The organism is Rossellomorea sp. ABR4_004, from assembly GCF_056159585.1.
Genome location: NZ_JBSWVM010000002.1, coordinates 399804 through 413961, shown reverse-complemented (window position 1 = coordinate 413961; position 14158 = coordinate 399804). Strand labels below are relative to the sequence as shown.

16 protein-coding genes and 1 pseudogene are annotated in these 14158 nt (G+C 43.3%); 10 read left to right on the top strand and 7 right to left on the bottom strand.

Features of this window, described 5'->3' with window-relative positions; all coding sequences use genetic code 11:
- Window positions 1–119: 119 nt before the first annotated feature.
- The 4 genes and pseudogenes from ACXAF2_RS14905 to ACXAF2_RS14890 all read left to right on the top strand — a co-directional run bounded on the left by ACXAF2_RS14905 (window position 120) and on the right by ACXAF2_RS14890 (window position 2765).
- Entirely contained in the window at window positions 120–830 is a 711-nt protein-coding gene (locus ACXAF2_RS14905) for an SDR family NAD(P)-dependent oxidoreductase (RefSeq protein WP_475139782.1), read from the top strand.
- A 16-nt stretch (window positions 831–846) separates the two neighbouring features.
- Window positions 847–1203: a MerR family transcriptional regulator gene (locus tag ACXAF2_RS14900; RefSeq protein ID WP_475139780.1), complete on the top strand. Its 357-nt coding sequence runs from the start codon at window positions 847–849 to the stop codon at window positions 1201–1203.
- 171 nt (window positions 1204–1374) lie between these two features.
- Window positions 1375–1790 (top strand): annotated as a pseudogene (locus ACXAF2_RS14895) (GNAT family N-acetyltransferase).
- A gap of 57 nt (window positions 1791–1847) precedes the next feature.
- Window positions 1848–2765 (top strand): ATP-binding protein, encoded by a 918-nt coding sequence (locus ACXAF2_RS14890; RefSeq protein WP_475139778.1) that lies wholly within the window; start codon window positions 1848–1850, stop codon window positions 2763–2765.
- 27 nt (window positions 2766–2792) lie between these two features.
- Here the strand turns inward: ACXAF2_RS14890 and ACXAF2_RS14885 are convergent, their stop codons facing one another.
- The gene (locus ACXAF2_RS14885) at window positions 2793–3569 is read right to left on the bottom strand and encodes a putative hydro-lyase (RefSeq protein WP_475139777.1); all 777 of its coding nucleotides are present in this window, start codon (window positions 3567–3569) and stop codon (window positions 2793–2795) included.
- Between the two features lie 412 nt (window positions 3570–3981).
- Here ACXAF2_RS14885 and ACXAF2_RS14880 point away from each other — a divergent pair, with 412 nt between their 5' ends.
- Window positions 3982–4902: a cupin domain-containing protein gene (locus tag ACXAF2_RS14880; protein WP_475139774.1), complete on the top strand. Its 921-nt coding sequence runs from the start codon at window positions 3982–3984 to the stop codon at window positions 4900–4902.
- 141 nt (window positions 4903–5043) lie between these two features.
- On the opposite strand, the gene mce is transcribed toward ACXAF2_RS14880, so the two are convergent.
- From mce to ACXAF2_RS14865, 3 genes are all read right to left on the bottom strand, one after another.
- Window positions 5044–5469, bottom strand: coding sequence for a methylmalonyl-CoA epimerase (gene mce, locus ACXAF2_RS14875; RefSeq protein WP_475139773.1), 426 nt, complete (start codon window positions 5467–5469; stop codon window positions 5044–5046).
- Window positions 5470–5584: 115 nt separating this feature from the next.
- On the bottom strand, window positions 5585–6367 hold the full coding sequence (locus tag ACXAF2_RS14870; protein ID WP_475139771.1) for a YibE/F family protein: 783 nt from the start codon (window positions 6365–6367) through the stop codon (window positions 5585–5587).
- On the bottom strand, window positions 6364–7488 hold the full coding sequence (locus ACXAF2_RS14865; RefSeq protein ID WP_475140414.1) for a YibE/F family protein: 1125 nt from the start codon (window positions 7486–7488) through the stop codon (window positions 6364–6366). Before ACXAF2_RS14865 ends, ACXAF2_RS14870 begins: the two co-directional genes overlap by 4 nt.
- Before the next feature lie 370 nt (window positions 7489–7858).
- Here ACXAF2_RS14865 and ACXAF2_RS14860 point away from each other — a divergent pair, with 370 nt between their 5' ends.
- Complete coding sequence (locus ACXAF2_RS14860; RefSeq protein ID WP_475139770.1) at window positions 7859–8134, top strand: hypothetical protein; 276 nt, start codon at window positions 7859–7861, stop codon at window positions 8132–8134.
- A 141-nt stretch (window positions 8135–8275) separates the two neighbouring features.
- Here the strand turns inward: ACXAF2_RS14860 and ACXAF2_RS14855 are convergent, their stop codons facing one another.
- Window positions 8276–9298 (bottom strand): serine hydrolase domain-containing protein, encoded by a 1023-nt coding sequence (locus tag ACXAF2_RS14855; protein WP_475139768.1) that lies wholly within the window; start codon window positions 9296–9298, stop codon window positions 8276–8278.
- Window positions 9299–9488: 190 nt separating this feature from the next.
- Between ACXAF2_RS14855 and ACXAF2_RS14850 the strand changes: the two genes are divergently transcribed.
- On the top strand, window positions 9489–10106 hold the full coding sequence (locus ACXAF2_RS14850; protein ID WP_475139767.1) for an HAD family hydrolase: 618 nt from the start codon (window positions 9489–9491) through the stop codon (window positions 10104–10106).
- Window positions 10107–10254: 148 nt separating this feature from the next.
- Window positions 10255–11484 (top strand): ATP-binding protein, encoded by a 1230-nt coding sequence (locus ACXAF2_RS14845; protein ID WP_475139765.1) that lies wholly within the window; start codon window positions 10255–10257, stop codon window positions 11482–11484.
- A gap of 77 nt (window positions 11485–11561) precedes the next feature.
- Here ACXAF2_RS14845 and ACXAF2_RS14840 read toward each other — a convergent pair whose 3' ends face one another.
- Window positions 11562–11810: a YueH family protein gene (locus tag ACXAF2_RS14840; RefSeq protein ID WP_475139763.1), complete on the bottom strand. Its 249-nt coding sequence runs from the start codon at window positions 11808–11810 to the stop codon at window positions 11562–11564.
- A gap of 230 nt (window positions 11811–12040) precedes the next feature.
- Window positions 12041–12511: a hypothetical protein gene (locus ACXAF2_RS14835; protein ID WP_475139762.1), complete on the bottom strand. Its 471-nt coding sequence runs from the start codon at window positions 12509–12511 to the stop codon at window positions 12041–12043.
- Window positions 12512–12937: 426 nt separating this feature from the next.
- On the opposite strand from ACXAF2_RS14835, the gene ACXAF2_RS14830 reads away from it, so the two are divergent.
- Both ACXAF2_RS14830 and ACXAF2_RS14825 read left to right on the top strand, forming a co-directional pair.
- Window positions 12938–13441: a YehS family protein gene (locus tag ACXAF2_RS14830; RefSeq protein WP_475139760.1), complete on the top strand. Its 504-nt coding sequence runs from the start codon at window positions 12938–12940 to the stop codon at window positions 13439–13441.
- Between the two features lie 3 nt (window positions 13442–13444).
- Window positions 13445–14152, top strand: coding sequence for a M48 family metallopeptidase (locus ACXAF2_RS14825; protein WP_475139759.1), 708 nt, complete (start codon window positions 13445–13447; stop codon window positions 14150–14152).
- The last annotated feature ends 6 nt before the right edge of the window (window positions 14153–14158 follow it).

The following is a 14158-nucleotide window of genomic DNA, read 5'->3' as shown; positions in this document are numbered from 1 at the left end:
ATTATCAGGAATAACTCTAACCTAGCTTATTATAAAAAAATTATCCTTGACCTAAACCAAGGTTTAGGATGTATCCTTCAAATGTACAACAATCAACTAATAAAATGGAGGAACAAATGATGACAAAATACGCATTTGTTACAGGTGCAAATAAAGGAATTGGTTATGAAATCGTCCGGCAGTTGGCTGAGAAAGGGTATGATGTTTTTTTAGGTGCCCGGAATGAGGAGCTTGGACAAAAAGCTGTAGAATCCCTGGGGTATGCAACTGTTCGGTTCATTCCTATTGACATTTCCGACACAGGTTCTATCCAAAACGCAGTCCATACCATTCAAGAGGTAACGGAACATCTTGATTTGCTCATCAATAACGCTGGAATTGCATTGGATTTTGGCATTCAACCAAGTGAATTAAAGGTAGATATGCTCCGTGAAGAATTTGACGTGAATTTCTTTGGCACTTTCCAGGTGATTCAAGCGTTCCTGCCACTCGTGAAAAAAGCAAGTGGAAGTAAGATTGTGAATGTCACGACCGATATGGCTTCCCAAACCATGTTTGATAGGGGGGAGACTCATCCCCTCAATGTATTAGGGTACAATTCATCCAAAACCGCCGTCAATGCTTTAACGTTATCGTTTGGTACAGAATTTGGTACCGGGGGCCCTGAAATCCTGGGTGTGACGCCGGGCTTTACCTCTACTGATCTGAATGGAAATGCTCCTGGTGGGAAGACGACTGCTGAAGGTGCAGAAATCATTGTTAAATATGCGTTAAGCGAGACAAACTATAACGGAAAAATTCTCAACCGGGACGGAATCATTCCTTGGTAAAAAAGGGTGGAAAACAATGGACTATTCTATCGGTCAAGTAGCCAAAATGAATCATATGACGATTTCCCAATTACATTACTACGATCGACAGGGGCTGTTGCCCTTTGTTAAGCGAACGGATAGTGGCGATCGGATCTTTGATGAGGGTTCACTGATGTTTTTAGAGATGATACTATGTTTGAAACATACAGGTATGCCCATTAAAGAAATCAAACAATTTGTACACTGGACGATGGAAGGGAACCACACGATCCCTCAACGGTTAGACATGATGCGGGATCAGGAAAAAAACGTACTCCGTCAAATGGAAGATATGAAAGAAAATCTAAAGAAAATACAGCGGAAAATCAAAAAATATGAAAGTGAAATCTAGCAGGTGAAAACCCGACTTCTGATTATAGCAGAAGTCGGGTTTTTACTTTGAAATCTCGAATGAAACGCATGAACTGTATCACTCCTTAGTCTCCAATAGGAGGATTTTGAGGCGTTTTGTCGAACTATTAAACATTGCATAGTAAGAAATATCTATTTTTGGAGGTTCCCCATGAAACAGTATGAACTCATGCCAATACAACCCCGACCCTGAATGAATACGTAACTTTATGTTCAAGTGTCGGATGGAAAGAATATATGAATTTTGACGTTGCCGAGACCTCGTTGGCTCATTCGGTTTACTCTGTCATGGTGAAGGACCGGAATGAAGTGATCGGGATGGGAAGGATCGTGGGGGATGGTGCAATTTACTTCTACATTCAGGACGTGGTAGTCCGTCCAGATTATCAAGGCATGGGAATCGGAAAGGAAATCATGGATGACTTGATGCGCTACATCAAAGAACACGCCCCCAGTAAGGCATTCGTGGGGTTGTTCGCTTCACAAGGAAAGGAAGCTTTTTATGAACAATACGATTTCAAGGATTACTCACCGAATATGACAGGGATGTTTAAGGTAAACCCATAAGAGGGACGGACCTCGTCTGCATTCGACCAAAGACCTGAAATTATGGAGGCATACATGATGAACCATTCAGCGTTATTTAACGGATTACTGATCAACCTCCTTGTTATTCTGATCATTGTCTTATTAGTGAATTTCTACCATTTATCGAAGCAAAGCATGAATAAAGCTCATATGGGGCCTTTTCAATCTTTTGTCACCAATATGGTGTTGATCATTCTGAGTGTGTTGCTTTCGCACCAATTACATAGCGGTTTCCTCTATGATTTGCGTTTCATTCCTTTTTTAATTGGAGGGATATACGGGGGAAGAAAGGTACTGATAGGACTGGCCATCACGATGATCGCCGTTCGGGTCCCGTTTATGGGGACTGGATTGATTGTCACAATCGTCCTCACGATTCTATCAAGTATTGCCATCTACTATCTGTCTCCGAAACTATCTGAGAAACCGTGGAGGATCAGAGTGTACTGGTTTACCCTCTTTTCCTTCTGTTACTCCATTTTGGGACTTCTGATTCCTTCGCTGTTCTTTGATTTTAAGGATTATCCGGCGTTTGTAATTTATTCAGGTGTCCTGACGGTATCCACTTTCCTTGTCTTGTACCTTTGTGAGATGATCAGGCTCACCGTGATTCTTCAAATGGAATCGATTAAATATGAGAAGATGCAAGTCTTCATCAATGTTCTGAAAAATGGGATCGAAGCCACGGAATCAGGCGGAGCACTGAATGTCTTCAGCCATGAAGAAAAGAATCGGTTGTTGATTGGCATCCATGATACGGGGATCGGAATGACCCAGGAACAAATCACCCGCCTTGGTGAGCCCTACTTTTCCCTGAAAGGAACCAAAGGGACAGGTCTCGGGATGATGACGGTCTTTCAATTGGTTGATGCGATGGGTGGTAAGGTAAACGTTCAAAGTAAGGTATATCAAGGCACGACGATCACTCTATCATTCCCCGTTGTAACGGGATGAGGGACGGACCTCTAAGAGGTCCGTCCCTCATTTTCCTTCCTTCAAGTACTCTTCATTGCTCCAGTCCGTGACGAACATATGACCAGGGGCATGGGTCATCATGAAGGGGATCTTTGCATGGATGGCCACTGCTTGAGGCGTCACCCCGCAAGCCCAGAACATCGGTGTTTCTCCCTCCTTGATGCCCACAAAATCGCCATAATCAGGGCGTGTGATGTCCCCGATGCCGATTTCAGTCGGGTCGCCGATATGGACAGGAGCCCCGTGCATTTTAGGGAATAGCGAGGTGATGTCGGCTGCTTTTTGTACCAGGTGATTCGGGACCGGTCTCATGGAGACGACCATTGGCCCTTGGAACACACCGGCTTTCTCCGTCTGGATATTCGTCTTATACATGGCAACATTCTTATTCTCCTCGATATGCCGCAAAGGGATCGCCCCCTTGATCAGCTGACTTTCAAATGTGAAGCTGCACCCGATGAGAAAGGTGACAAAGTCATCTTTCCAGACATCATCGATGAGCGTTTTCTTTTCCACCAATTGACCATGCTCATATACGTGATAGAGGGGGATATCCGTTCTGATGTCGGAACCTTTCCCGTATGTTGATTCGAATTCACCTGCTTCCAGCACTTCGACGATCGGGCAGGATTTGGGATTTCGTGTGGTAAATAATAAAAAGTCAAAGGCGTATTCCTTAGGCAGGACGACTAAATTGGTCTGTACATAATCCTGGCACACACCGGAAGTATGGGATCGGTGTTCTCCGTTTCGGATGCGGTTTCGTAATTCTGACGGTATCATGGGTTCAGCTTCCTTTCATTCGGTTGATTGAATTTTCTCTATTTTAACACAGGAAGTCCATCAATAATGAAGGCGTTTCCTGTAATGGGCTAGTTCTCCCGCTTTCTCCTAATCCAATAAATCACCACAAAGCCAAGCGATATCCCAACACTATAGGTAAGGATAAATGATAAATCCTGCTTTCCGATCAGAATCAGTCCGAGAAAGACGGAGATTCCGACCAGGAACGGAAAATACCAGCTTGCATGAAGATCACCTTGTTCACTCTTTTTCCAAATGCATCCATTTGTATGCTATACCCGAATGATAGAATGGTAATCTCTTGAACGTAAATCCGTTCGAATGGGTATAAGCACAATTTCCTGGCACTTACATAAGATATCTTGGTAAAAATCTGAAGGGAATGAGCAGCATGTACAATGTACCGATGACGTATCCGTATCAGCCTTATGCGAATCCAAACCCCATGGCAAGAACCGGGGAGGAAGCCAATCAGCCGATTGCTGAATTCCTTTTCGACGGCATCAGGAGAAAAGCGGCAACAGCCGATCTGTACAGCCGATTAGCCCATGCAGCCCCGAATCAATACCACCAGCATGAACTTCTTCAACTGATGGAAGACGAACAGCGTCACTGGTGGCAACTGACCAATCTATATACTTCGCTTACGGGAAGTCAGCCGGTTTATCAGGTAGAGAGTGTTCCATTCCATTCTTACCGGGATGGACTGCAAAGAGGATATGAAGCGGAAGTGGCGGATTACGAACAGTTTCGGATCGGATGCCTGAACTCGCAGCATCAGCCAGTATATGAGGTGTTCGCGAATGCGTGTAAGGATGAATGGGAGCATGCGAGGCGCCTAAGTGTGCTTGGAGGGGATGTGGACAGTCGGATGGCATCGATGGATTATGGTCCCGCACCGTTTGTCGTGAATATCGACGAGGCAACGGTTCAAAATGACACATTCCGCACCGCCATTTGGACGGGGGACCATCTTCAGGTGACCTTGATGAGCATTAATCCGGGAGAGGATATCGGGTTGGAAATCCACCCGAATCTTGATCAATTCCTTCGTCTTGAACAAGGGCAGGGAATCGTCCGGATGGGTGACCGGCAGGATAACGTAACCTTTGAGAGAGAAGTGAAGGAAGACTTTGCGATCGTGATACCGGCCGGGACGTGGCATAATTTGATTAATACAGGTGATACGCCGATTAAGCTCTATTCCATTTATGCTCCACCTCAGCATCCTCGGGGGACGGTTCATGTGACGAAGGCGGATGCAGAAGCTGCGGAGACTGCAGAAGCAGGTGGTGGGTATTATTTTAGGTAATAGGGATTCATGTTGAGAAAAAATGACCGTGTATTATTTGCCAATCAAAAACTCGAAGACGGGGAAATTTACGGAAGAGTGGTCTTTGAGGGCACAAAAAACGCATTGTACTCAAGTTGAGTCCAATGCGTTTTTGTTTGGCTACATTTTTTCCCCATCTGGATAATCACAGTACTCAATGATCGTGCCTTCCGTATCAGCGGGGTTCAAATAAATCAATCTTCTACCATGCTTGTTGATGCGAAGGCTATCCTCCAATGTGCGGATCCCCTGTTGCTTCAGTTCCTCGAGAGCGGCATCGAGGTCATCCACACGATAGGCGATATGGTGGACTCCCTTTCCTTTTTGCTTGATGAACCGTGCGATGGGTGATGTATCATTATTCGTCGGTGCAAGTAATTCTGTTCTGGCACCGTCCACCTCCATGATCGCAATTTCGCTTTCGACACCCTTGGCATCACTTCGATAGCGGTCGATCAGCTTCGCCCCAAGAACATTCTCGTAAAAGCCGATGGTTTCTTCTATGTTTCTGACAGCTACTCCAATATGGTCGATTGTCTTTTTCATAGTCATTCTCCTAAAGTCTTATCAGTGTAGGTGCTATCTTACCATATCTTTTGGATGACGTGAAAGAATCGGTTCGTCTCTGGTGTTTTTTAGAAGTATCGAACCTGAAAAATTTTCAACGTTCAATCCTGTCACTCGACTCGCTTCTCCGCTTCACCAAAAAGTAAGCCGTGATCCAGGAAGTGACAGGGATCGCGAGGGCGACACCGATCCCCGCTGATCCGATGAAGATCATTTCAGAACTGAATACTTTGGAATTCACGATTTCTCCGATCGAGTAGGATAGGTCCTTGAACCAGATCAGCAGTCCCATATAACCTCCGAAGAAAGCAAAGAACAGCGTATTCGTGCTGGTTCCAAGGATATCCCTGCCAATGCTCAACCCCGAGGAGAATAAATCTTTTCTGCTGATAGCAGGATTGTGAAAGGCGATTTCACGCATGGGCGAGGAAATCGAGATGGATAGATCAATGATGGCACCGATCGTACTCATGATGATCATGGAAGCCCCGATTTTCACAAAGTCCACTCCGACAAATAAGGAAAACGCCCCGATTTCCTCAGTTTCCTCTTCACTGAATCCTTGGATCATCGCCTGATCGGTCAACATCAGGATAAAGAAGAGCAGGAAGGCGGTGGTGATGATCGTCGAAAGAAAGGCTGTCACCGTCTTGATGTTGATCTCACTGATGAAAAACAGGGATATGCAGCTGATGAGAGTGCATGCGATCAGCGTCAGGATAATCGGATTCAGATTCGGATCGTTCATCAAGATGATGGTGAAAAGGAGCACGCCGAAGTTCAGGAATAGAGCTACAAAGGAGCGGGCACCTTTTTTCCCACCTATCGTGATCATTAAGATGAACAGGATGGCTGCGAGATACAGTTGTACAGTCATGCTCTAACCTTCTTTCTGTTGACAAAAAAGATGGATGTATAGATGGCGATCGGGATTGCCAGTACAATGCCGATTCCCCCGGTCAGTGCCCTCGCCATTTCCAGTGAAAGATTCATGGAAAGGGTGAATCCGAGTGGGGAAGCATTCTTGAAAAACAGAATGAGCATGGGAATCGCCCCGCTGATATAGACAAAGAACAAAATATTCGTCATCGTACCCATGATGTCCTGACCGATCTCGAATCCCGACTTTCTCAACGCTTTGATGGAGATGTCGGGATTCTTCTCGTACAGTCCGAAGATGGACGACGATAGGGTGATCGCGACATCCATCACCGCTCCCAAGCACCCTACGAGTATCCCTGCCATGAACACCATTTCATATGGGCGGGTCAGGAATTGCATTTCCTCGTAACGAAGCCCGTTTCCAGCGGTGAATCTGACCACACCATAGGCGATCAGGAGTGTCATGAACGTTCCGATCAAGGTTGCAACAACCGCTGCGTACGTTTTTTCATTAAAGCCATTGACGAATAAAAGGGATATGCCGGTAAACAATATCACCCCGATGCTGCATACCACCAACAGGCTAATATCCTCTGAATTCAGGTAAATATCCAAGGCGTAGGACAGGATGGCGGCATTGACTCCAAGGGTGAGCAGGGAGAACAGACCCTGCTTCTTCCCGACCACCAATAAGAGAAGGATAAAAACCCAGCCGATGATCATCATGTATGTATCCCGTTTGACGTCTTCTATGTTCCCTGTCAGCTCTGTTTTTCCTGATGAAGATGAATCGATACTGACGAATAATTCGTTCCCGGGGTGATATTCCTGATCAGTGGCCCCTGAAGATGAGTACTCATTCTTTAAGAGGATCGTGTCCCCCTTTTGATCTCCGTTCTTCAGCTCAGCTACGATCTGCTGGGAGTAGAGTTTGTCCTTATTCCCGTTCATATCCTCCATCTCCGTCGTTTCCACAACCTTCGTACTGATCACTTCGGCAATCGGCCGATCATACCATTCATGATTGTGGTAGACGAAATAGAGGGAAGCGGAAACGCATAGTGCGAGGATGATGTATAAAAAAAGCTGCTTGTAGCTCATAGCTGTTCGTTTCATTAATTGTGCTAACAAAGAAAAACCTCCAACATTCGGTATTGAAATCAGTGTATGTATGGAATGGGCTCTCATCTATTGGTTTATGAAAAGAGCATTTTTTTATTATGCCATAAAAGGGGGGAATAAACGAGGGGGAGGGACGGACCTAGGTCCGTCCCTCGTCCTTTAATAAGATAAGGTTTATTTTGGAAATAAAGAATTGAAGGAATCCTGTAAATTTGAAATAATTAGGAGGGAAGGGGCAGAAAGAATTACTCGTAAACGAATCTATAACGGTTTCCCCTATTAAACTTTTTTGTGTAAAAGCTTTTTAAAAGCGGTAAGAAAGATGGGAATGTAACGCCGGTATGGTGAAAAGGAGGGTGGAAAAGTGGAGCCTTATGAGTTGAATAAACCTATAAAGATTGCCATCAATGTATTCCTGCTTTCCTTTATTATAGTGGCATGGATCATGATGTTTGATGACCAGCCTCAAAATGACTCCATTGGTTGGATGTCTCTAATGGCTTTTTGGGTGTTTAAGAGCTTATATGACGCAGGGATAAGTCTGAAGAATGGAAAGAAGAAGACGGCAATACTAGATTTGCTTTTAACCATCGTTGCGCTGGTTGTTTTAATATGGGGAAGTATGAGATATTTCAATTGAAGCTGTTGGAAAAAGGATGAATATTTTAACTTGAATTTTTCGGAAAGTGACATTGATACTATTATGAGCTTCCTTAAAGAATAGGGTTCCATCGCTCTTCGATGACTGAATGTCCAGACGATGGAACCCTTCTTAATATGCTCAGATTCCGAAATACCCTTCAATCACTTTCGTCACTTCAAACGGCCCTGATTCTCTATTGGACGGAATCGCCAGTTTCAAGTCAAGTTTAGGATAATAAGAGGCACGAAAGCTGACTCCGGGATCATATCCCATCACATGAAATTTGTAGATTTCATCATTCCTTTGGTTCATCCAGATTCCATAACCGTAGTGCACTTCTCCATTCATATGGACATGAGGGGTCAGCAGTTTCCCGGTTGTTTCTTCATTTAGTAGTTTATAAGAAAATAAAGCTTCCCAAAGGCTCATCATATCTGATGCTGTAATAAACGCTCCGCCGTCAGCCCCGCCTTTTACAGGAATTGAATAGAGGTTGGTTCTCCATGTATTCTCTTCCTCTATATATCCCACTGCCGTATTGGGGGGAAGGCAGTCCAATGAAAAATAGCCTGAATGGTCCATGCCTGCTTTATGGAAAATCTCAGATTCTATATATTCTGTAAAAGACTGCCCTGTTTGCTGTTCAATGATCAATCCCAATAGGATGAACCCTGCATTATTGTAATGAAATCGATCGCCGGGTGTGAATTTCATCTGCCTGGATTGAAAGAATGGCAAAAAATCCTTTAGCGATCTCATATGATAAACCGGTGTTTCTTTCCATAGCTCTTCAAAATCGGACATTACTTCCTCATCAAAATAATCCGGAATGCCTGATGTATGTGTCAAAAGATGATGGATGCTCACACGTTCATCATAATGAGGAAAGTCGATATCCAAACAATCCTTCAGACGAGTGTCAAAAGAGAGTAACCCTTTTTCAACCAATTGACCTATCCCTATGCTCGTAAATAACTTACTTCCAGAGGCAATCCCGAACCGTGTACCCGGGGTGTTAGGAATCTGGTCCGATCGATTTGCAAAGTCATGTGCGCTTTCTGATAATGCTTCTGTCCCTTGTTTGACGAGAGCGACACCTGAGAAGTCGAGTTCTTTGCAGCTTTCATGTATTAGGTTATGCAGCTTGGTATGTTTGTTCATTGAATTTTCCTCCGTTATAGTCTTTGACTCTACTCATTATTTTAACATAAATTTCCTGTTTGGTGTGTGATCTATGGGAGCAGCAGAGATCACTTAGGAAATACCCTTCCCCCTGAAATTTTCTGCTATACTACATATAATGACATTTTTTACCTATCAGAAAAATACCTACTAAATGGAGGAATTAATCATGGACAGCATCATTTTCGACTTGGACGGCACACTTTGGGATCCCATTGAATCCGTTCTGGAAGCATGGAACAGCGTCATCAACGAGCATAACCAGTTAAAAGAAGGCATAACAAGGAAGCATCTTGAAGAAACCATGGGGCTTCAAATGAAGGAAATCGGGAAGAGATTGTTCCCTGAATTGAACGAAGAGGAGCGGGAACAGCTTCTGAAAAATCTGTCCCGCCACGAAATCCCGCACTTAAGTAAGCACGGAGGTAGTCTCTATCATCATGTGGAAGAGGTGATTGTAGAGCTGTCCAAGAAGTATAAGCTGTTTATCGTGAGCAACTGTCAGGACGGATACATTGAGGCTTTTTATGAATATCATGGACTGGATAAGCATTTCATCGATTACGAGAACCCTGGGAGGACAGGACTTTCAAAAGGCGAAAATATTAAACTCATCATCGAGCGGAACCATTTAAATGACCCTGTTTACGTTGGAGATACAGAAGGGGACCAAAAGGCCGCAAAGGAAGCGGGGATTCCATTTATCTATGCCCGCTATGGTTTTGGTGAAGCGGAAGAATATACGCAAGCCGTTGATTCTTTTGATGAGTTGTTGAATATTTTCTAATCATATGGAGGAGGGACGGACCTTGTGAAGGTCCGTCCCTCCCATTTTAATTGATTTCCATTATTGACTATTCCCGGTTTTTGTAAGATAGTTACTATGTCCTGTCATAGAATGACAGAAATAGAGTTTTCTAGTGGGAGCATTTTTAATGAAGGAATTTCATGGTCGATTACATAAAAAATACTATTATATGATTGTTTCATTCATCATTGTCCTGATGATAGCGGGTCTACTGGTGGATAATCCGGTGAATTCACGATTCGCGGTGCATGGGGTGATGATTGTGATCATCTCTGGCTGTCTATTGATTTATCCTTGGTATGAGAATGCGTGGATGAGATATATGACGGTCATCTCGTCTACCGGTTATTTTTACGCTTTGTTTTACTTGTATCCTGAAACCTGGTCGGGGTTTGTTTTACTTAGTTTTATTCCTGCTTTTTCGATTCTCTTTTTTGACAAGAGGCTTTTTTATTTTTCGCTTGTAATCAATTCTGCGTTCATTGCGTTTACATTCGGTTATATCGGATTCGTTGATAAGGGGCAGGACTATCCTAACATCTACATAGATTTAGTAGGGAATGTTGTGAACTTCTTGGCCAGTCAAATCCTCCTGTATTTTATCTTCCATTTAACGAATCTGCGGATTCAGAAGCAGCGGCTTTACTATGAACAGGTGCAGCAGGCGGAGCGGATGAGGACGACGGGTCAGCTGGCAGCGGCTGTTGCCCATGAAATCCGGAATCCTCTGACCGTCGTGAATGGATTTCTTCAATATTATGTGGAGGACCCGGCATTCAGCTCAAGCCAGAAGCAGAATTTTACCTTGATGATGAATGAACTCGATACGGCTGAGCATGTCATTTCCCAGTTTCTGTCCGTTTCAAAGCCGGACAATGTGGAGAAGGTAGATAACGTCGATGTTGAGATGGTTCTCAAAGATTGCACAGAACTACTCAACATGTACGGTCTGTTGAACGATAATGGCATTGATCTCAACGTAGAAATGGATTGTCATGTGGCGGCCAATTCCATTGAACTAAAGCAACTTTTCATCAATCTCATTAAAAATGCCATCGAAGCCTCTCCGCATAGCGGTTCTGTTAAGGTAAAGACTGTCAAAGTAAAAGGCCAAGTCTGCATTCAAATTATCGACTACGGACGTGGAATGAGTCAGGAGGAAGTGAAGAACCTAGGGACTCCGTTCTACTCCTTAAAGAGTAAAGGAACCGGCCTTGGCCTCATGATTTGCTTTAACATTGTGGAGAAATACAACGGGAACATACAGTTTGACAGCAATCCAGGAGACGGAACAACAGTCACACTGAAATTTCCCCTTGTTCCTAATGAAAAGAAGGTCCGTCCCTCAACGCATTAAAGCATTGAGGGACGGACCTTTCTTGATAAGCATGGAGAAACAGCAAATATACATATTTGCTGTTTTGTGCCTTGTATTTAAGAATGGCTTTGAACTAAATTTTCGATGGCTGTGACCAATTCGTCTGTATTCCCTTGGAACATATGAAAATTAAGTGAGGATTGAAGTTTTGTACTTTGAATGCTAATGTCATCCTTTTGATTGAATTCTGCAGACCAATGGATTGCTGGTATCGATACAATAAATCGATTGTCCGGAGTTTTATGGAGATACACTTCAGCAAGTTTGTTTCCTGACAGATTTATTTTCTCATAAGAGGTTATCATGACATCACTCATTTCAGGTTTATGGTCGTTAAAGTAAGTATAACAGGATTAAACGTGAAGACGACGTATTAGAAACGGGAGAAATTGTAAAGGAAGTTTTGAAGATGAGATAGACTTAATAAATATGAATAGAAAAAATGTAGAAATAGCAGGCGGGTTCATGTTGGTAGGAAGATGGGGTAAGAATGATTGATGGAATCTTGATCGCTTCGGCTACGTTACGAAGACCATTAACGTTCAACCCGACTTTCAAGATTGAATACTCGCTTATCGATTTCTGTTAGTCTTTTATTCATATAGAGGAATTCAGATTCTGCGTTCTGTTTGGTCACTCTTAACAAAGCAACGACATCATCTGTTTGTGATGTCTCAATTCTTTTTACCGTTTCTTTGATGTCTTTGACATCGGATTGAGTCTCTTTTAAATCGTTACTGATATTTTTGACGTCGGATTTGGTCTCTTTTAAATCGTTACTGATATTTTTGACGTCGGATTTGGTCTCTTTTAAATCGTTACTGATATTTTTGACATCGGACTGAGTCTCTTTTAAATCGTTACTGATATTTTTGACATCAGACTGAGTCTCTCTTACATCATTCCTGATGTTTCTCACATCCACTTTAGTCTCTTGTAGCTCACCTCGAAACGCTTTAAATTCTTTTTGTAGATCTAATAAGAATTCTACCATTTGCTTTTCCATTTATATCACCTCCTGGATTCCATTATATAGCATGTAAATCGCTCATTCTACTCTAATATATTTCCTCTTTTATATGAAAGATTATACTCTCCAGTGGCCATCAATCGTTCACGAAATATTCACTTATGCAGCCTATTCCTTAATCACTATAATGACTAGGTGTGATTGCTTCTGAAAATTTCATCTTTGCTCTTCCTCTTCAGTTTGTCATCATGGGGCCGTTCATTCGCTTTGTCTTTGCTACAATTGTTAAGGGGCAGAGGATCGCTGGATCGGTTCATTAATGCTGGTGTAGACTCTCAAGTTTAGAAGAAGCTTATCTGTCATCAGGTAAGCTTCTTTTTCATTGAGGTCATACTATAAAACATGTCCTTATAGTGGTAAGCTAATGTTTTAGTGATAGGAAAAATTTCAGGAGGTCGACACATGAACCTAAATAATAACGATCTATTAATTCGATTACGATATGCATTGGATCTTAAAAATACAGAAATGGTTGAGATCTTTGAGCTAGGAGGCATTGAGCTTTCAAAGGAAGAAGTGCTGAAGGTTCTCACAAAAACACAGTACAGTGATGATTTCGAGGACGATATCCTTGGGGATGAAGACCATATCCCATGTGATGATGAAATGTTCGAGTCATTCTTGAATGGCTTCATAACGTTTAAAAGAGGGCCAAAACCGGGACAGACGGAACGACCGGAATTGACGTATGAACATGTGAATAACCTTCTCTTAAAAAAGGTAAAGATCGCACTCTCATTAACAAGTGAGGATATGATCGAGATCTTGGATCTGGCTGGAGTGGCGATTACAAAAGGCGAACTGGGAGCGATTATGCGAAGAGAAGGCCACAGCAATTACAGAGTGTGCGGTGACCGGTATGCACGGAATTTCTTAAAAGGATTGGCCATCCGATACAGGGGATAAAAGATGATCCATACTTATTCTGGTGAGACCATACAGTTTGAGATCAAATATAAGAACCGGACATCCATCGGCATCTACTTGGACAGCTTCGGAAACATTGAAGTCCATGCACCTAAAGGGACCCCGGATGAATCAGTGATCCGGCTGCTTGAGGATAAATGGGGTGTGATCCTGGAGAAATCGAAGGAGATGAAGGATCGTCTGAATGGGCTACAGGAGAAGACCTATCAACATGGGGAACCCTTTTTGTATCTGGGGAACTCATTTCCCATACAGGTTCAACACGTTCCATCAATCACACAGGATCATGTCACATTTGACGGAAAGACGCTTCACATCCAAGTAAAAGAGCTTGAAGATGAACGGATCCAACAGGCGTTAAAACGTTTTTACTACAAGCAGTGCAAAGCGATGGTAGAGAAAAGCATTGCGGTTCATCAACGTCACTTTAAAACCAAGCCCCGTTCCATCCGCATCACAGACAGTCAAACAACCTGGGGAACCTGTGATGGGAGAAGGCAGCTGACGTTCAACTGGAAGCTTGCCATGGCCCCTCAGGGTGTCATCGACTACGTGGTCGTACATGAAATGTGCCACATGGTCCACCTCAATCACGACCGATCCTTCTGGCGACTTGTCGGGAAGATCGTGCCGGATTATAAAGAGAAAGAGCGGTGGCTGGCGTTGTCCAGTTGGAAGATGACGGTGTAAATGGGC